General features: G+C 73.1%; 16 protein-coding genes. 8 read left to right on the top strand and 8 right to left on the bottom strand.

The window, feature by feature from the left end:
• Positions 1-6: 6 nt before the first annotated feature.
• A complete protein-coding gene (locus BGP03_RS28060) occupies positions 7-216 on the bottom strand; it encodes a dodecin (protein WP_296368074.1) in 210 nt (69 codons plus the stop codon).
• Between the two features lie 54 nt (positions 217-270).
• Here BGP03_RS28060 and BGP03_RS28055 point away from each other — a divergent pair, with 54 nt between their 5' ends.
• Together BGP03_RS28055 and treS are read left to right on the top strand one after the other, a co-directional pair.
• A complete protein-coding gene (locus BGP03_RS28055) occupies positions 271-978 on the top strand; it encodes a type 1 glutamine amidotransferase (RefSeq protein WP_298799020.1) in 708 nt (235 codons plus the stop codon).
• Positions 979-1,073: 95 nt separating this feature from the next.
• Positions 1,074-3,329, top strand: a complete 2,256-nt coding sequence (gene treS, locus BGP03_RS28050; protein WP_298799019.1) for a maltose alpha-D-glucosyltransferase — start codon at positions 1,074-1,076, stop codon at positions 3,327-3,329.
• A gap of 199 nt (positions 3,330-3,528) precedes the next feature.
• Here treS and BGP03_RS28045 read toward each other — a convergent pair whose 3' ends face one another.
• Positions 3,529-3,771 carry a hypothetical protein gene (locus BGP03_RS28045; protein ID WP_296368067.1) on the bottom strand — a complete coding sequence of 81 codons (243 nt, stop codon included), beginning with the start codon at positions 3,769-3,771 and terminating at the stop codon, positions 3,529-3,531.
• A gap of 302 nt (positions 3,772-4,073) precedes the next feature.
• On the opposite strand from BGP03_RS28045, the gene BGP03_RS28040 reads away from it, so the two are divergent.
• The 5 genes from BGP03_RS28040 to BGP03_RS28020 are packed head-to-tail and all read left to right on the top strand — an operon-like array spanning position 4,074 to position 9,243.
• Entirely contained in the window at positions 4,074-5,207 is a 1,134-nt protein-coding gene (locus BGP03_RS28040; RefSeq protein WP_298799018.1) for an ABC transporter substrate-binding protein, read from the top strand.
• 2 nt (positions 5,208-5,209) lie between these two features.
• Positions 5,210-6,067 carry an ABC transporter permease subunit gene (locus BGP03_RS28035; RefSeq protein WP_296368063.1) on the top strand — a complete coding sequence of 286 codons (858 nt, stop codon included), beginning with the start codon at positions 5,210-5,212 and terminating at the stop codon, positions 6,065-6,067.
• Positions 6,055-6,876 (top strand): ABC transporter permease subunit, encoded by an 822-nt coding sequence (locus BGP03_RS28030; protein WP_298799017.1) that lies wholly within the window; start codon positions 6,055-6,057, stop codon positions 6,874-6,876. Before BGP03_RS28035 ends, BGP03_RS28030 begins: the two co-directional genes overlap by 13 nt.
• Complete coding sequence (locus BGP03_RS28025) at positions 6,873-7,970, top strand: ABC transporter ATP-binding protein (RefSeq protein WP_296368061.1); 1,098 nt, start codon at positions 6,873-6,875, stop codon at positions 7,968-7,970. The genes BGP03_RS28030 and BGP03_RS28025 overlap by 4 nt, the downstream gene beginning before the upstream one ends.
• 28 nt (positions 7,971-7,998) lie before the next feature.
• The gene (locus tag BGP03_RS28020) at positions 7,999-9,243 is read left to right on the top strand and encodes a PP2C family protein-serine/threonine phosphatase (protein WP_298799016.1); all 1,245 of its coding nucleotides are present in this window, start codon (positions 7,999-8,001) and stop codon (positions 9,241-9,243) included.
• Positions 9,244-9,300: 57 nt separating this feature from the next.
• On the opposite strand, the gene BGP03_RS28015 is transcribed toward BGP03_RS28020, so the two are convergent.
• The 4 genes from BGP03_RS28015 to BGP03_RS28000 form a co-directional block, all read right to left on the bottom strand.
• Positions 9,301-9,477 (bottom strand): hypothetical protein, encoded by a 177-nt coding sequence (locus BGP03_RS28015; RefSeq protein ID WP_296368057.1) that lies wholly within the window; start codon positions 9,475-9,477, stop codon positions 9,301-9,303.
• Between the two features lie 175 nt (positions 9,478-9,652).
• Positions 9,653-14,023, bottom strand: coding sequence for a hypothetical protein (locus BGP03_RS28010; protein ID WP_298799015.1), 4,371 nt, complete (start codon positions 14,021-14,023; stop codon positions 9,653-9,655).
• A complete protein-coding gene (locus BGP03_RS28005; RefSeq protein WP_296368054.1) occupies positions 14,020-14,718 on the bottom strand; it encodes a hypothetical protein in 699 nt (232 codons plus the stop codon). The genes BGP03_RS28010 and BGP03_RS28005 overlap by 4 nt, the downstream gene beginning before the upstream one ends.
• On the bottom strand, positions 14,715-16,172 hold the full coding sequence (locus BGP03_RS28000; RefSeq protein WP_298799013.1) for a hypothetical protein: 1,458 nt from the start codon (positions 16,170-16,172) through the stop codon (positions 14,715-14,717). The genes BGP03_RS28005 and BGP03_RS28000 overlap by 4 nt, the downstream gene beginning before the upstream one ends.
• 226 nt (positions 16,173-16,398) lie before the next feature.
• On the opposite strand from BGP03_RS28000, the gene BGP03_RS27995 reads away from it, so the two are divergent.
• Complete coding sequence (locus tag BGP03_RS27995) at positions 16,399-17,235, top strand: SAM-dependent methyltransferase (RefSeq protein ID WP_296368050.1); 837 nt, start codon at positions 16,399-16,401, stop codon at positions 17,233-17,235.
• 21 nt (positions 17,236-17,256) lie between these two features.
• On the opposite strand, the gene BGP03_RS27990 is transcribed toward BGP03_RS27995, so the two are convergent.
• Complete coding sequence (locus BGP03_RS27990; RefSeq protein WP_298799011.1) at positions 17,257-18,162, bottom strand: helix-turn-helix transcriptional regulator; 906 nt, start codon at positions 18,160-18,162, stop codon at positions 17,257-17,259.
• Positions 18,163-18,194: 32 nt separating this feature from the next.
• On the bottom strand, positions 18,195-18,437 hold the full coding sequence (locus BGP03_RS27985; protein ID WP_296368046.1) for a DUF397 domain-containing protein: 243 nt from the start codon (positions 18,435-18,437) through the stop codon (positions 18,195-18,197).
• Between the last annotated feature and the right edge of the window lie 145 nt (positions 18,438-18,582).

The raw sequence follows: 18,582 nt of genomic DNA, 5'->3' as shown, positions 1-18,582 counted from the left end.
GGAGCGTCAGTCGTCGAGCTTGAAGCCGATCTTCATCCCGACCTGGAAGTACTCGACGGATCCGTCCACCACGTGCCCGCGGATCTCGTCCACCTCGAACCACTCGACGTTCCGCACGGTGCGCGACGCCCGCTCCACCCCGTTCCTGATGGCCTCCTCGACGCTGTCCGGTGACGATCCGACGACCTCGGTCTTGCGGTACACGTTGCTCGACATGCGCCCGGACTACCCGTTTCCCGCCATGCTCAACACCGTTGGAAGACTGGCGCCGTGCCCTCCGCTCTCGTCCTCGTGCACGACGCCGTCCCCGGCCGGGGTGAGCGGGAGGTCGGCACCGTCGGCCCCGCTCTCGCCGAGCTGGGCTTCGACGTCCTGGTCACCGCGTTCCAGCCCGGCGCCCCGCCCGTGCCCGACCCGGGCGACGTCGACGTCATCGTCGTGATGGGCTCGGCGGACGCCGCCTACGACGACACCGTCCCGTGGCTGGGCGCGGAGCTGGACCTGCTGGCGCGCGCCGTCGGGCACGGCACACCGGTGCTGGGGATCTGCTTCGGCGCACAGGCGCTGGCCCGCGTACTGGGCGGCACCGTCGCGCGCGCGCCGAGGTCGGAACGGGGGTTCGTCGCGCTCGGCTCGGCCGATCCGGACGTGCTGGAGCGCGGCACCTGGATGCAGTTCCACGACGACGCGTTCACCCTCCCGTCGGGCGCACAGCAGCTGGCGCGCAACGAGGTCGGGCTGCAGGCGTTCGTCTGCGGGCCGCACGTGGCCGTGCAGTTCCACCCCGAGATCACCTCGGACGCGTTCGCCGCATGGCTGGACGCGTGGGACGAGGCCGGGGAGCGCGCGGCGCTCGAGGCGGCGGTCGACATCCCCGCCCTGGTGGCCGACATCGCGGCGCGTGCCGACGTCACCGAGGCCGCCTGCCGCCGGCTCGTCGGCCGCTTCTGCGCCCGCGCGGGCGTTACGGCATCCTGACCGCCGGACGCCCTCGCCGTCGTTCCCCGTTCGGGTGCCGCGGTCGGACGTGGCCCCACTACTGACCGTTCACCTACATTGCACGGAGAGTTGCGTTGTCGGAATCGTCTGCCGCCTCCGCGGGAGAGAACACGTCGTCGGTCTCGTCTGCCGTCCCGGCGGGAGAGCACGAACCGAGCGAGATCACCTACGCGGAGCACTTCCACCCCGCCCGGCCGAAGAGCCTGCGCCATCGCGCCCGCGTGAAGTCGCCCGTGGCCCGCCGCTCGGTGGCCAAGGACGGCAAGCCGACCGGCACGAACCCCGCCTACGTGTCGTGGCTGCTCTCCCAGTCGATGCTGGCCGACGCCAACGAGATCAGCCGCCAGTTCTCCGGCCAGGGCACGATGTGGCAGAACCCGTTCGCGAACCCCGGCCCGCGCCAGGCCGTGGAGACGGCGTCGGTGTGGTTCACCGCCTACCCGATCTCGTTCATCACCCGGCCCGGCGACTCGTTCCTCGGCGCGATGGCCGACGAGGCCCTCTGGGAGGCGTTCGCGACCATCGGCATCGAGGCCGCGCACACCGGGCCGGTCAAGCGCGCGGGCGGGCTGTCGGGCTGGCAGACCACCCCGAGCGTCGACGGCCACTTCGACCGCATGAGCACCGAGATCGACCCGGCGTTCGGCACCGAGGCGGAGTTCCGCGCGATGTGCGGCATGGCCACGTGGTCGGGCGGCACGATCATCGACGACATCGTGCCCGGCCACACCGGCAAGGGTGCCGACTTCCGGCTCGCCGAGATGAAGTACGGCGACTACCCGGGCATCTACCACATGGTGGAGATCGATCCCGAGGACTGGAACATCCTCCCCGACGTCGCACCGGGCCAGGACTCGGTCAACATCGACGCCGCCACCGAGGAGCAGCTGGCCAAGGCCGGCTACATCATCGGTCGGCTGCAGCGGGTGATCTTCTACTCCGAGGGCGTCAAGGAGACCAACTGGAGCGCGACGAAACCCGTCGAGGGCGTGGACGGCGTCGAGCGCCGCTGGGTCTACCTGCACTACTTCAAGGACGGCCAGCCCTCGATCAACTGGCTGGACCCGTCGTTCGCGGGCATGCGCCTGGTGATCGGCGACGCCCTGCACTCGCTCGCCGACCTCGGCTCCGGCGCGCTGCGCCTGGACGCCAACGGCTTCCTCGGCGTGGAGAAGAGCGCCGAGGGCATGCCTGCGTGGTCGGAGGGCCACCCGCTCTCGGCCGCCGCCAACCACCTGATCGGCTCGATGGTGCGCAAGCTCGGCGGGTTCACCTTCCAGGAGCTGAACCTGACGATCGACGACATCCGCACCACCGCCGAGGCCGGCGCGGACCTGTCCTACGACTTCGTCAACCGCCCCGCCTACCACCACGCCCTGGCCACCGCCGACACCGAGTTCCTGCGCCTGACGCTGCGCACGTCGCTCGAGCTGGGCGTCGACCCCGCGTCGCTGGTGCACGCCCTGCAGAACCACGACGAGCTGACCTACGAGCTCGTGCACTGGGCCACCGGCCACCGCGACGACCTCTACACCTACAAGGGCGCGGAGATCACCGGCGGCGACCTGGCCGAGAGCGTCCGCCGCGACCTGTGCGAGCACCTGACCGGCGCGAACGCGCCCTACAACCTGGTGTTCACCACCAACGGCATCGCCTGCACCACCGCCACCGTGATCGCGGCGACGCTCGGGATCACGAACCTGAGCACGATCGGGGACGCCGACACCGCGCGGATCATGCGCGTGCACCTGCTGCTGGCGATGTTCAACGCCCTGCAGCCCGGCGTCTTCGCGCTCTCGGGCTGGGACCTGTGCGGCATGCTCACGCTGCCCCCCGACGACGTCTCGGAGCTGCTGGAGCAGGGCGACACCCGCTGGATCTCCCGCGCCGCCCACGACCTGATGGGCGTCAACCCCGGCGCCACCCGCTCGTCGGCCGGGATGCCGCGCGGCACCAGCCTCTACGGCCCGATCCCCGCCCAGCTCGACGACGAGACGAGCTTCCTGCGCCAGCTCCAGGCCATCCTCGCGGTACGCAAGCGCTACGGCGTGGCGGTGGCCCAGCAGATCGACATCCCGGCCGTCTCCCACCGCGGCATGCTCGTGCTGGTGCACCGGCTCGAGGCCGACCGTCTGCACCTCACGGTGCTCAACTTCGCCGACGAGCACGTCTCGGGCACCGTCCGCTCGGAGCACCTGGTGCCCGGGAGCGCGATCTCGGACATGTTCACCAGCAAGCCGGTGGGCACGGTGGACGACCTCAACAGCTTCGTGGTGGAGCTGGAGCCCCATCAGGGCCACTCGTTCCTGGTGGAGCTGCCTACGGCCTGACGGCGCGCAGCTCGCCCATCTCGGCGCGCAGCGACAGCTGGTGCTCGCGGAGCGCGCCGAGGACGCCGGTGTGGGCCCGGAGCTCCTGGCGGACCTCGGACACGTCGTGGTCGGCACCGGCTGCCGGCACCCGCGCCGCAGCGGCGGCGGCGGGGCACGTCGAGGAAGGTGATGTCGGGCCCGAGCTGGGCGCCGTACCTCACGACGGTGCCACGTCGAGGGACGGGTTGGCGTCGAAGAAGCCCGCGGGCTTGAGCCGGAACGACACGGTGTCGGACGGCATCACCGGCCAGTCCTCGACGCGGGGCACATGGTGGATGCCGAAGACGTAGCAGAGCACGACGTCGGTGTTCTCGACCGACCGCCCGTTGGCCGGCACCGTCGTCCCGGGCCACGCCCGGATCCCGATGGCCTGCACCGCGAGCCGGAGCTCCGTCAGCACCCCGATGGTGATCGAGCCCGGGACCACCGCCAGCAGGGACGTCCCGCACGCCGAACAGCTCCCGGGCCCGGTCGTGCCGCGCCCCCGTCGCGCCGACCACCGGAGCGTCCGCGACCTGCTGGTCCGAACGGCCGAGTGCGTACCGGGCCTGAACCGGACAGAACTCCGCTCCGGCTGGTCCGGCGCCCGCGGTTCAGCAGCTGTTCACCCGGTGGTGAGGATCCACCTCCATCTCGGCCAACTCGTAATGACAAGTTCTGCGCGCACTCACCCGCCCGGGTGGTCACACGGAAGGTCTGGGCATGCGTAGAACGATGATCGGGATGGCGGTCGTGGCCGCCGCTGCGATGGTGTTGACCGCCTGCGGTTCGGGATCCGGCACGGCGAGCGGTGGCTCCGGCTCCGACATCGCGAAGGCCACCTCGGTCACCGAGGCCGGTGGCATGGACGCACTGGTCGCCGCGGCGAAGAAGGAGGGCACGCTCAACACCATCACGCTGCCCGCCAACTGGGCCAACTACGGCACCATCATCAAGACCTTCGAGGCCAAGTACGGCATCACGATCGACAACGCGAACCCGGACGGGTCGAGCCAGGACGAGATCAACGCCGTCAAGCAGCTGAGGGGCCAGGACCGCGCGCCCGACGTGCTCGACCTGGGCCAGTCCTTCGCCATCCAGGCCTCGAAGGACGGGCTCCTCGCGCCGTACAAGGTCGCGAGCTTCGACAAGATCCCCGCCGCGGCCAAGGACGCCGGCGGCACCTGGACCAGCGACTACGGCGGCTACGTCTCCATCGGCTACGACCCGGCGAAGGTCCCGAACCCGCCCACGTCGTTCGCCGACCTGCTCAAGCCCGAGTACAAGAACATGGTCGCGATCAACGGCAACCCCACGCAGGCCGGCGCCGCGTTCGCCGCCGTGTACGCCGCCGCGCTGGCCAACGGCGGGTCGTTCGACGACATCGCGCCCGGCGTCGACTTCTTCAAGAAGCTCAAGGCCGCCGGCAACTTCGTGCCGGTCACCGGATCGCCGGCCACCGTCCAGAGTGGGCAGACCCCGATCCTGATCTGGTGGGACTACCTGCAGGAGTCCTCGGTGGCCAGCCAGCTGCCGTCCTGGAAGGTCGTCATCCCCTCCGACGCGAGCTACGCGGCCTACTACTCGCAGGCGATCAACGCGACCGCTCCGCACCCGGCCGCCGCACGGCTGTGGGAGGAGTTCCTGTACTCCGTCGAGGGGCAGAACCTGTGGCTCAACGGGTCGGCACGCCCGATCCTGCTGCCGGACCTCGTGAAGGACGGCACCGTCGACGCGGCCGCCAACGCCAAGCTCCCGCCCGCGCCCGCCGGTGAGGTGAAGTACCCGACCGACGCCCAGCAGGCGGCCGCCAAGACGATCGTGTCCCAGCAGTGGGCCGCGGCCGTGGGCGGCTGAGCGTGGCGGTGGTACTCGGCCGCCTGAAGGCGTTCAGCGGGCTGGCGCCGTTCGCCGTCTACGCGTTCGTGTTCCTGGGCCTGCCGGTGATCGCGATCGTCGTCGGGGCGTTCACCGACCCGGCCACGGGCGAGTTCACCCTCGGCAACATCCAGGTCGCCGCCAGCGGCATCTACCTGCAGGGCTACGTCACGAGCATCGAGCTGTCGATCGTCACGGCGGTCGTGCCGGGCATCATCGGGCTCGTCGTGGCCCACGTGGTGCAGACCAGCGGCAGCAGCGCGCTGCGGCGGGTCGTGTCGACGGCGTCCGGGGTGTTCGCGAACTTCGGCGGCGTGCAGCTGGCGTTCCTGTTCATCGCCTCGCTCGGCAGCAGCGGGCTGGTGGTGGGCTGGCTCAAGGCGCTGGGGTTCGACCCCTACGACCACGGGTTCAGCCTCTACACCTTCGTCGGCATCGCGATCGTCTACATGTACTTCCAGATCCCGCTGATGATCCTCGTGATCACCCCGGCGCTGGAGGGACTCAAGCCGGCGTGGCGCGAGGCGGCCGACAACCTCGGCGCGAGCGGCTGGCAGTACTGGCGGATGGTGGGCGGGCCGGTGCTCGTGCCGTCGTTCCTGGGGTCGGTGCTGCTGCTGTTCGGCGGCGCGTTCTCCGCCTACGCCACCACCCAGGCGCTGACGAGTGGCAGCCTCGCGATCACCCCGATCCAGATCGGCGGCTTCCTCAACGGCAACGTGCTCTCGGGCCAGGAGAACGTGGGCAAGGCCCTGGGACTCGGCATGATCGTGATCATCGCCGTGGTGATGGTCTTCTACAGCGTCCTGCAGCGGAGGGCCTCGAAGTGGTTGCGGTAGCGGATGTCGGGGTCGTCGTCCGGCCCCGGGTGCCGCGCGGGCCGAGCACCGGATCGCTCACCCGGTGGATCGTGCTCCTGCTCGTCGGGGCCTACTTCCTGATCCCGCTCTACGCGGCGGCGGCGTTCGCGATGGAGACCCCCGACGGCGGGGTGTCGGCCGACGTGTTCGCCGGCATCCCCTCGCAGGAGGGCTTCGCCGACGCGTTCGGGCTGTCGGTGAACCTCGCGCTCGTCACGATCGTGATCACCCTGGCGCTGATGATCCCCACGGCGGTCTACGTGCACCTGCGGCTGCCGCGGGTGCAGCGGCTGTTCGAGGGGATCACGTTGCTGCCCATCGTCATCCCGCCGGTCGTGCTGATCGTCGGGGTGCTGCAGGTGGCGCCGGGCTCCCTCAAGGGGACGCCCTACCTGCTCGCGTTGGAGTACGCGGTGCTGGCCATGCCGTTCGCCTACCGCTCCCTCGACTCGGGCCTGCGCGCGCTGTCGCTCAAGACCCTCGTCGAGGCGTCGACGTCGTTGGGCGGCGGCTGGTTCACCACGCTGTTCCGCGTGCTGCTGCCCAACCTCCGCTCGGCGGTGCTGTCGGCCACCATCCTGACCATCGCACTGGTGCTCGGCGAGTACACGATGGCCAGCCTCGACCAGTACGAGACCTTCCCGGTGTGGATGGTCGTGTTCAGCCAGGACGACGCGCACGTGTCCGTCGCGGTGTCGCTGCTGTCGCTGGTGGTCGTGTGGCTGCTGTTGCTCGGCATCTCGCTCATCGACCGGCGGCGCGGCCGCACCACCACGGGAGAGCCATGACCAGCACCGACGTCCGCGCCACGGCCGCGGCCCTCACGACACCCGTCACGGGCGGCGCCGCCGTCGAGCTGCTCGACCTGCGCCGCACGTTCGGCACCACCCGGGCGCTGGACGGCCTGTCGCTCTCGCTCGCCCCGGGTGAGCTCGTGGCCCTGCTCGGGCCGTCGGGGTGCGGGAAGACGACGGCGCTGCGGGCGCTGGCCGGCATGGAGACCGTCGACTCGGGCCAGATCCTGGTGGACGGCAAGGACATCTCCGGCGTGCCGACGCGGCGGAGGGACATGGGAATGGTGTTCCAGAGCTACAGCCTGTTCCCGAACCTGTCGGCGCGCGACAACGTGGCGTTCGGGCTGCGGGTCCGGGGGCGCAGCGGGCGCAACGAGCGCGCCACCGAGCTGCTCGACATGGTCGGCCTCGCCGACCACGCCGCGAAGTACCCCCACCAGATGTCGGGCGGCCAGCAGCAGCGCGTGGCGCTGGCCCGCGCGCTGGCCATCGAGCCGCGGGTGCTCCTGCTCGACGAGCCGCTCTCCGCGCTGGACGCGAAGGTGCGGCTGCAGCTGCGCGAGCAGATCCGGCTGCTGCAGACCCAGCTCGGCACCACCACCCTGTTCGTCACCCACGACCAGGAGGAGGCACTGTCCATGGCCGACCGGGTCGGCGTCATGCGCGGTGGGCAGCTCGAACAGATCGCCACGCCCGACGAGCTCTACGACCGCCCGGCCACCGCGTTCGTCGCCGAGTTCGTCGGCACCATGAACCGGCTGCCCGCGCACGTCGTGAGCGGTGGGGTGCGGGTGCTCGGCCGGGACGTGACCCCGGTGGACGTGGGCGGGCGCGGCGTGGACGCCCGCGTCGACGTCCTGGCCCGGCCCGAGTTGATCGGGGTCACCGCCGCGGAGCACGGGGCCGGGATCGTCACGGGCAAGACGTTCCTGGGCGGGACCACCCGGGTCGCCGTCCTGCTCGACGGGGATCTCGCCGTGCTGGCCGACCGCCCCAGTGGCGAGGCCGCGAAGCTGGGCGTCGGCGACGCCGTCGAGGTGGCGGTGACCGGGACCAACCTGCTGCTGGTGGACCCCACGGCGGGATAGTCCGGCACGATCGTGGCAAGGTGCCCCCGTGTCCCACATCGACCTGCGCGCGCTGCTCGACCTCGTGGGAGGGTCGTCACCGGTCGAGGCCATCGACGTGATGGCCGACCGGCTGGCCGTGATGCTCGGGGCCGATGCGGTGTACTTCCTGATCACCGACCTGAGCGGTCGGGCCGTCGCCCGGTTCGGGGGCACGGACGCCAACGCCGCGCGGGAGCGGGAGCAGGGCGCCGAGAACGTGCCGACCGTCGAGCTCCCGGGCACGGTCTACGAGCAGGTGCTGCGCAGCCAGGAGGCCGATCTCAGCCCCAGGGCCGACGGGAGCGGCGATGGTGGGAACGGCGACGGGGCCCGGCTGATCGTGCCGGTGACCGACCGCGGCGACACGATCGGCGTGCTCGAGCTCGAGCTGCCCTGGTACCCCGACGCCGAGAGCGTCCGCGAGATCGCCGACGCCGCCCGCACGTTGGCCTACGTGGTGGTCGCCTGCCGGCGGCACACCGACCTGTTCGAGTGGGCCCAGCGGTCCATGCCGTTCTCCCTGGCCGCCGAGATCCAGCGCCGGCTGCTGCCGGGCGCGTTCACGTGCGAGGCCGGCCGCTTCACCGTCGCGGGATGGCTGGAACCGGCCAACGCCGTCGGCGGCGACACGTTCGACTACGCCCTGGACCGCGACCAGCTGCACGTCTCGATCACCGACGCGGTGGGCCACGACGTGCACGCCGCGCTGCTCGCCACGGTGCTCGTCGGGAGCCTGCGCAACAGTCGCCGCAGCGACGTGGGCCTGGCCGAACAGGCCGCCATCGCCAACGACGCGCTGGCCGCCCACTCACCCGTGGGTGACTTCGTGACCGGCCAGCTCGTGCGGGTCGACCTCGCCTCCGCCGAGATGGCGATCGTCAACGCCGGGCACCCGTTCCCGCTGCGGGTGCGCAACGGCCGCGTCGAGGAGATCGAGCTGGCCATCGAGATGCCGTTCGGCATCGAGCCGGGCCGGGCCTTCACCGTGCAGCGCATCACCCTGGAACCCGGCGACCGGATCGTGCTGGTCACCGACGGGATGCTGGAGCGCAACGCCGAGGACCTTGACGTGGAGGCCACCCTCGCGCGGACCGCGGCCCTGCACCCGCGTGAGGTGGTCTACGTGCTCGGCGAGGCGGTGCTGCACGCCACCGAACAGAACCTGCGCGACGACGCGACGGTGGTGTGCCTGGACTGGAACGGCGGGCCGGTCACCGGGTCCGACGGCACCCCGGTGGCCCGGCCGTTCTGAGCCGGGCTGTTGCTCGGGGACCCCTACTGATCGTGGACCCCTACTGATCGTGGACCCCTACTGATCGTGGACGCAGTCGTAACCGTAGTCGCCGTCCACGTCGAGCAGGTGGCCCGGCACGCGGATGCCGCTGACGGGCGTGCGCTTGCGGGGGGACGGGATGTGCAGGGAGGCCTTGACCTCCTGGACCATGTCGTAGCCGTAGTCGCCGGAAACCTCGTGTTCTGCCGACATCGTCGTCCCCCTTGCGCGTACCCACCGCTACTCACTCTTCGTGTTCGGAGAGCCTCGTACGGTGCACGAGAATCATCACCCGACGGAGAGGGTCCGGGCAAGACCTATCACACGCTTGGTCACCGATCACTCCACAGGGTGACCGGCGTGGCGTGCAGGAATCGGCGAGCGGGCGTCAGAGCAGGGTGAGCGTGGGATCCTCGCGCCAGATCCGCGTGGTGTCGACGACGCCGGCCGGATCCGTGCCGGCCACCTCACGCTCCGCGATCGAGACGTACTCGCGGCTGCGGGTGCGGGTGTTGCGCATCCGGATCACGTTGGGGAAGCGGCCGACGGCCTTCATGTCCCCGACGCCGGTGAGGAAGATCAGCTGGATGCCGTTGGCCGCGGCGACCTTGCGCTGCAGGTTGAGGAACACCACGTAGTTGGCCTTGCCGAGCGGGTTGTCCAGCGGCAGGGCGCCCAGGCCGGGCTGGTCGCGGCCCCGGCCGGTGGCGCGCAGCTTCGCGACCATGCAGAACAACAGCAGCGAGATGGTGACCTTCTCCCCGCCCGACCACTTGCGCATCCGCTCCACCGACACCCGTTCGAGTGCGAACGTCGTGGACGGCTTGAGCACCTTCGCCTTCCAGTTCCCCTCGCCGACGACGGCGCTGGTGGCCTGCCACAGCAGCTCGTGCCCGCGCGGCACGGGCACGCCCCGCGCCGTGAGCGTGTCGACGAGCCGGGAGCAGCGCTCGCGCAGCACGGCGTCGGCGGTCTCCACCGACGCGCGCGGCCCGACGTCGAGGAACCGCTGGCCGGCCCACTCCCCCAGGCTCTCGGGCAGCTCGGAGAGCGCCTGGGCGCGCTGCAGCGACTTGAGCGCCTGGCGGACCATGCCCACCATCGCGGTGACGACGACGCCCTTGTGCTCCTCCAGCTCGTCGAGCCGGCCCCGCAGGTTGACCGCCAGCAGGTCGAGGTCGTCGGCGAGGCGTTCGGCGCCGGCGAGCAGGTCCTCGGCGGCGTCGGACGCGCGGAAGCGGTCGCGGACGGGCGGTTTGACGCCGGCGAACCGGTCCTCGGCCGCCCACAGCGCCGTCTCCTGGCCGAGCTTGTCCACGGCCCGGCGGCTGCGGGCCGCGGCGGCGGTGGCAGCGTCGAGCGCCTCGCGGGCGCGGTCGACCGCGGCCCGGGCGTCCTCGGCGGGTCCGGTGAAGGGCTCCCGGTCCGGCTCGGGCTTCGCGGCCAGCAGCTCGCCCAGGTGCCGCATCGCCGTGGCGCGGTCCCGGGCCCCGGCCTGGGCGGCGACGACGGCCGCCGCGGCCGCGGCCGACTCCTCCCGTCGGCGACGGTGCTCCTGGGCCTCGGCGTCGGCGGCCGACGCGGCCGCGAGCGCACCCTCGCGCGTGGCAGACAGGTCCGGCTGGACAGGGGGCGTGTGCGAGCCGGTCACGACGTCGTCGACAGCCGGGTGCCGGTCCACCTCGGACCGGGCGAGGCGGGACTCCGCGGTGGCGTCGGCGAGCGAGGTGCGGGCGTGCGCGTGCGCCGCGTCGGCGCGGGCGGTGGCCGCGGTCCGGGCACTCGCGTCGTGGCCGTCGGCGGTGTCGAGCAGATCGCGCGCGACGGCGCGGACGGTGGCCGGGAGCTCGCCGACCTGGTCACGGGCCCGCTCCAGGGCGCGTCGGGCCTCGGCCAGCGAGGAGGCCAGCGCGGAGCCGGACACTTCACGGTCGTAGGCGGCGCGGGCGCTGTCGAAGGTCGCGCGTGCGTCGTTCACGGAGGTCTCGGGACCGTCGGCCGTCCCGACGTCACCCAGGGCCGCGAGGTCGGCGCGTTGTGCGGCCGCGGTGCGGGCCAGCGACCCGGCGTGGTCGAGCGCGGTGGCGGCAAGGCGACGGTGGTCGGCCTCGGCGTCGCTCTCGGCGGTGACGGTGCGGGCGCAGTCGGCGATCTCCGCGGGCAGCGTGGCCACCCGCCGGCGCAGCCCGGCGGCGTCCTCCTCGCGCGGGGCCAGCCCGGCCAGCGTGCCCAGCGCCGCGGCGGCGGCACGGCGGGTGCGCTCGGCGGCGGTGCGGGCGTCGTCGAGGGCCCGTTCGCGCTCGCCGAGCGCGTCGGCGGCCTCCTCGACGAGCCGCGCCTGCACCGCCAGGTCGGTGAGCCGCGCCGTGGCGGCGGCCTCCTCGGCGACCAGCGCGTCGAGGGTGCCGGGCGAGCAGTCCTCGCGCAGCCGGCGCAGTCGTCGTCGCAGGTCGGTGTCACGGGCGAGCTCGGCGGCCAGGGCGTCGTCGGCACCGGCGCGGTCGGCCCGCGCGCGTTCCCGGGCGGTCAGTTCCGCACCGGCGGCGGCGCGGTCGATCAGGGCGGGCGCGGGCGGGACGACGAACGGGTGCGTGCCCGAGACGGCCCCGGACGACACCGCGGCCAGGTCGGCGGTCGTCCCGATCACCACCGCCGACGTCGGCCGCAGCCCGGCCGCGAGAACGGCCTCACGCGCAGCGGGCAGGTCGCGCTCGTCGTGCACCAGCAGCCCCGAGGCCAGCGCGGGTGCGGCCTGCAGCACGGCCGCGTGCCGGACGGCGGGCACCGTCTCGGCGAGGTAGCCCCAGCCGGTGGCCGCGGCGATGCCGGCCCGTTCCAGGGCGTCACGGGCGCGGACGAGGTCGAGCCCGCCGGGCAGGAGGCCGGTGGCGGCCAGCGCGGCGAGCGCGCGCTCGTCCTCGGCGCCGTCGACGGCCAGCTCGACGCGCCGGCGCTCGGTGCGCGCGATCGCGGTGGCCAGCGCGTCCCCCAGGTCGCCCGCCTCGACGACGGGGTCGAGCGCCTCCCCGCCGCCGAGGGAGCGCAGCCGCTCGTCGCGCGCCAGGTCGTCGGCGCGGCCCTGCAGCTCGCGGCGCCGCTGTGCCGCCGCGTCGTGCTCCTGCTCGGCCGCGGCGCGGGCGGCGGCCAGCGCACTCGCGCGTTCCTGCAGGCCACGGCGCTCCTCGACCAGCGCGCGGCGTCCGGCGTCGGCCTCCTCCGAGGTGGTGGCCGCGGCGGCGTCGGCCGCGGTGTGGCGCTCGACCGCGGCCGGCACGGTCTCCCCCGTCTCCAGGTGCCCGGCGGCGACGGCGGCGGCGAGATCGCGGTCGAGCGACGCGAGGGCGTCCTGCGCGGCCGAGAGCGCGGCGGTCAGGCGCGCGCGCTCGTCGCGGGCCTCCTCTCCGCGGACGCGGGCGGCGCGCTCCTGCTCGGCGTCGGCCTCGGCTCCCGCGCGGAGATCGGCCACCTGGTCGTCGACCGCGGCGATGCTGCGCCGCAGCGCAGCCGCGTACCCGGCGGCGGCCCGGTCGCGGCGCTCCCGCAGCGGCTCGGCCTCCTCGGTGGCCGCGGCGAGCTGCCCGGCCAGCGCGGCGGCCCGCTGCTCGGCCTCGCGCAGCGCATGCACGGCGGGGGTGGCGCGCCAGGCCGCCACCTGCTCCCCGGCGGCGCGCTCCTGCTCCGCGAGGCGCGCGACGTCGGCCTCCGCGGTGGCGAGCCGCAGCGCGGCGGCGTGGTGGCGCAACGCGGTCGCGGTGGCGTGGGCCGCCTCGGCGGCGCGGGCGTGGCTGGCGGCCTCGTCGGTGTGGCGGCGGGCCCGCTCGGCCCCGGTCCGGTGCTCGAGGTCGGCGTCCGCCGCCGCGGCGGCCAGCGCCCCGGCCAGCTCGCGGGCGGCGGCCTCCTGGCGGGCCACCGCGTCGGCCGCCGCGGTGCGCTCGTCGCGGGCGACGGCCAGCGCGCGCAGCCGCGGGACGGCCTCGTCGGCGAACGTCAGGTCGGCCAGCAGCTCCGGGCGGTCGGCGAGCCCGGCCCGCACACTCTCGAGGATCTCCGCGACCTGTCCCGGCACCTCCGGGTCGACGATCAGCTCCAGCAGGTACTGCACGAACTGGTCGGCGCCCCGGAACTGGAACTGCCCCTCGATGCCGCCCTCGGTGGCGTTCATCTGCAGGATCGGGGTGAAGATCTCGGTGTCGAGGCCGTGCTCGTCCAGCAGCCGCCGCCAGCGGTCGGCCCGGTCGGTGACCGCGGCGCCGCAGCCGGGGATCGCGTCGAGGTCCCGCACGGCCGCGACGAAGTCCTTCTGGACCTCCCCGAACGGCAGCAGGTCCAGCTCCGCGCGGCCCTCGGCGGGGCTGAACACGTACCAGCGCGCGTTGAGGCGGTCGTGGTCGCGGTTGGGGTCGGCGGGCTGGGTGCGGTCGGCCCACTCGTACACCGCACCCGTGACGAGCCGGCGCCCCTGCGGCCCGGACCACTCGACGATCACGTGCGCGGTGTCGGCGCCCAGCACGTAGTCCTCGAGGTGCTTGCCGGTGGCGGCCGTGGCGAGGAAGTCGCGGCGGTAGGGCCGGATCAGGGCGCAGACCAGCGACAGGACCGTCGACTTCCCGCCGCCGTTGCGCAGCCAGATGATCGTGTCCAGCGGCAGCCCGCCGTCGTCGCGCAGGTCGAGCGTGACGTCGAGGAAGCGGGCGGCGGTGGGCCCGATCCGGTCGAGCCGGATCCGGCTGATGGTCCACATGACATCGGAGGCGTTCATACCGTGGCCTCCCGGACCTCGCGGAGGGCCTCCAGGGCCGCGTTGCCGGCGCTGTCGCCGACCAGGAGGCGGAAGTGGTCGGTCAGGCGGAACGTGTCGGGCCCCAGCGCGGTGGCCTCGCGGGCCGCGCCCTGGGCCACGAGCCAGCCGCACACCTCCTCGACGGCGCGCAGCGTGCAGCCCCGCGCCCGGCGGCCGGTGTTGGTGGGCACGAACGCGGGCAGGTCGGCGTAGATCTCCACCGCGACACGTGACCGGTCGCCGTGGGGCAGTTCCACCGCGGCGATGGCCGCCCGCAGGAACTCGTCGATCTTCGGGATGTCGATCAGCTTGGCCTCGGGGTCGTCGAAGTCGACGTCGTTGGGGTAGGCGAAGGCCGCGATGGCGACGAGGACGAGCCCGAACACGAGCCGCTCGTCCTCGGTCATCGCGCGCAGGTCGCCCAGCCGCGTCGCGAACGGGCCGCCGGGGTCGGGCACGAGCACGATCCCGGCGCGCGGGGTGCCGAGCACCTCCAGGCCCAGCCCCTCGGCCATCGTGTCGACGACGTCCTTGAACCGCAGCTCGGCGCGGTAGCGGTCGAGCAGGGTGCGGTACTCGCTGCCCTCGACGGGCCGGTTGCGCCGCGACAGCCCGAAGTTGATCAGCTCGGCGGCCGCGCGCACATCGGTCAGGTCCGCGGGAACGCCGCTCATGCGCCCCTCCGGGAGACGAGCAGGTCGCGGCCGCCGGCGCGGGCGTGCCGCAGGACCGTGCCGTCGTCGTGGGCCTCCAGACCACCGGCCAGCAGGTCCACCTCGGTCTCCCCCTCCTGCGCGTCACCCGGGTCCGGGGCGAACGCCCACAGCGCGGACAGCACCACGAGCTCGGCCACCTCGTCCCCGTCCGTCCCGTCCAGCAGCACGCTCAGGCGCACCGGCCCGTCCGCCGTGCGCTCCAGCACCTCGCGGGCCGCGGCCACCACCTCGGGCCGGTAGCCCTGCACGTCGTCGTCGAGCGGCTCGTCGGCCTTCTCGACCTGCGCCACGCCCGGCTCGGGGGCGCGCGGGGCGGCCCACAGCGCGTCGAGCAGGTCGTCGAAGCGCACCAGCCGGGGCACCGTGACGCCCAGCGCCGGGTTCGCGAACCGCCCGGTCACCGCCTGCGCGTCGGCGGCGGGCAGCGCCAGCACCGGGGCGAGGACGTCCTCGCCGAGCGCGAACATCCGCAGCCGGCGCCGCCGCGCGATCCGCTGCCGCACGTGGGCGGTGAGGAACACCTCGCGGGCGCCGACGAGGCGTCGTTCCAGGTCCAGGTGCACCTGACGCGCGCGGCGCAGGAGGTCGATGATCTGCCCGGACACCGCCCGGACCTCCGGCGACGCCTCCACCTCCAGGCCGCCCTGGACGTGCTCGAGGAACCGGTCGTCCTCGGCGATGCGCTCCTCCACGTGCCGCCGCGCCCGGGTGAGGCGCTCCGGGAGGTCGGTGGCCCAGTCGACGCCGCCGGCGTCGCGGCGGGTGGCGTCGAGCAGCTCCGTGAGCGTGGCCGAGAGCCCGACGCTGGTGCGCTCGGCCTGCGCCGCGGTGCGGGCGGCGGCGTCGAAGCGCTGGTCGTCGAGCTGGCGCTGCAGCACGTGGGCCAGGGCGCGGTCGGCGTCCTCCAGGTCGACGTCGAGGCCGTGCAGGAACAGCGTGATGGCCTGGTCGCTGGCCACCAGTACGGCGCCGAACTCCGTCTCGCGCAACGACAGCAGCCGGAACCCGTAGGACTCCCAGAAGCCCCCGTCACGCCCGACGGCCTCCCGGCTCAGGTCGGCGAAACGGTAGGTGAAGCGGCGCTGCTCGTGGGCGTCGTTGAGCAGGCCCTTGAGCACCACCTGCGCGACATCGCGCCACTGCGCGGGCCGGTCGGGCTGCATGCGCGCGGCCAGCCCGACCAGGGCGTCGAGCACCTCGTCGACGCCGGACTCGCGGGAGAACCCCATCGACCCGACGACGATGTCCACCGCGGCCAGCGCGAGGGCCCGCAGGTCGTAGTGCTCGTCGTCGATGCCGGCGTGGGCGGCGTTGCGCACCAGCCGGGCGATGGGGTCGGTGAGGACGAGGGCCCGCCACCGCGAACGCGCCGAGGCGTCCGCCGCCGGCGACACCACTCCCCCTCCTGCCACCGGGAGAGCGTAGGACAGGGCACGCGAACAACCCCCGGCCCCGGTTCTCCCCCGCCCCGCCCACCCCGGCGGGCAATGCGGCGGCCGTGGCCGACTCGGGCTCCACGCGCATGCCCCGACCGGGCGATGATCCGGACGAGGCTGTCGGCGAGTACGGCCGACCCCGCCGGGCCGCGCCCGATAGGCTCGGGACCGTCACGCGCACCGCGAGGGAAGAGGCTGTTCCATGGATCGTCCGCAGGGGGCCGGCAACGAGGGGCTGGACGCCACGTCCGCGCCGCCGGAGGTCAACCTGAACGTGCCCTCCATCGCCCGCGTGTACGACTACGTGCTCGGCGGCAAGGAGCACTTCGAGATCGACCGGCAGGTCAGCGCGGCCCTGTTCGCCGCCGTCCCGGAGACGAGCCAGCTGGCCAAGGACAACCGCGACCACCTGCGCCGCGCCGTCACCTTCCTGGTGGGCGAGGCCGGCATCACGCAGATCCTCGACCTGGGCTCCGGCCTGCCCACCGAGGGCAATGTGCACGAGATCGCCCACGCGATCAACCCGGACGTGCACGTCGTCTACGTCGACATCGACCCCCTCGTGCTCGCCCACGGGCGCGCGCTGCTGGAGAACGAGACCACCACCACCGTCATCACCGCCGACGTCCGCGACCCCGACGCGATCTTCGACAGCGAGGCCGTGCGGGAGCTGATCGACACCAGCAAGCCGTTCGCCGTGATCGCGGCGAGCATCTTCCACCACCTCGCCGACGACGAGGACCCCTACGGCCTCGCCGACAAGATCAAGGCGCGGCTGTCCCCGGGCAGCTACTTCCTGATCAGCAACTTCCTCGACGACGACGAGCCGCGGGCCAAGGAGCTGCAGACGGCGTTTCTCGAGGGCGGGCTGGGCACCGGCCGGTTCCGCACGTGGGACGAGCAGCAGCGCCTGTTCGACGGCCTGGAGATGGTGGAGCCCGGTCTGGTCTACGCCAACGACTGGCGGCCCGACGCGCAGACGCTCACCGGCAGCCCGACCCACACGCTCTACGCCGCGGGCATCGGCCGCAAGGCCTGAGCCACCGGCCGGGGAACCTGCTCAGAACTGCTTGAGCAGGTTCCTCAGCAGCGTCCGTGAACGCACCGGCGTCTCCGCCTGCATGCTCACCGTCTCGATCACGGCGAGGTACTGCTCCACGTCGGTGCGCTTCTCCAGGTAGACCGCGCTGTTGAGCTGCTCGAGGTAGACCACGTCGGGCAGGTCGGGCTGGGCGAAGCGCAGGATCGTGAACGGCCCGCCCGCGGCGGCGTGGCTGCCCAGCCGGAACGGCAGCACCTGGATGGACACGTTGGGCATCAGGCTCATCTCGAGCAGGTGCTCGACCTGGCCGCGCATGATCGCGGGCGACCCGAACGGCCTGCTCAGCGCCGCCTCGTCGATGACGGCCCAGAACTGGGGCGCCCCGGGCTCGCTGAGCATCTTCTGCCGGTCGATCCGCAGCTGCACCCGGCGGTCGATCTCGTGCTCGGGCTCGGTGCGGTGCCCGGCGAGGATCACCTCCCGCGCGTACTCGGGGCTCTGCAGCAGGCCGGGCACGAACTGCACCTGGTAGGTGCGGATGACGCGCGCCTCCTGCTCCAGACGCAGGTACATCTCGAACCAGGCCGGCAGCAGGTCGCTGTCCTGCGACCACCAGCCGCGGACGTTGGCCTGCGTGACGAGGCCGAGCAGGCCCTCCCGCTCCCCCGCGTCGGTGACGCCGTAGAGGGTGAGCAGGTCCTCGATGTCGCGTTCCTTGAAGCCGACGCGCCCCAGCTCCAGTCGGCTGATCTTGGCGTGCGACGCCCGGATGTGGGCACCGGCCGCCTCCCGGCTGATGCCACTGGCCTCCCGCAGGCGACGCAGCTGCGTGCCGAGCAGGATGCGTGACACCGTGGGCCCGCCGGCCGTGTCGTTCGGGTCGGCCGGGCCCTGGCGACGGGGGTTCGGCGAATCAGACGTCACGCACGTCACCATAGACCCGTCGGGCCGGCCCGTCAGAGGACGAGGTCGTCGAATTCCCGGTCCTTGGCCCCGCGCAGGAACGCGGCGATCTCGGCCCGGGTGAAGATCAGGGCAGGTCCGCGGGGGTCGCGCGAGTTGCGCACCGCCACCCCGCCGTCGTCGAGCCCGGCCAGCTCCACGCAGTCGCCGCTGGGGTTGCTCGCGCGGCTCTTGCGCCAGTTCAGCAGGCCCAGCGCCTCGGCCGCGACACTCGCCCCCGGATCACGCTGTTGCATGTCGGCCCCCCTGACGTGACGTTGAACGTTGTGCCAAACGTGCTTGCAGATGACGTTGCAGACAGTCTTGCGGATACAACGATCAGTGGGCAAACTGAGGGGGAGTCGGGGGACGATCACCGAGAGCGCCGATCTCCCCACCGGT

It is taken from the genome of Pseudonocardia sp. 73-21 (genome assembly GCF_001899645.1).
In the GTDB taxonomy this organism is placed as follows: domain Bacteria; phylum Actinomycetota; class Actinomycetes; order Mycobacteriales; family Pseudonocardiaceae; genus Pseudonocardia.
The sequence above is the reverse complement of the archived record's forward strand: the minus strand, read 5'-3'. Positions and strand labels throughout refer to the sequence as shown.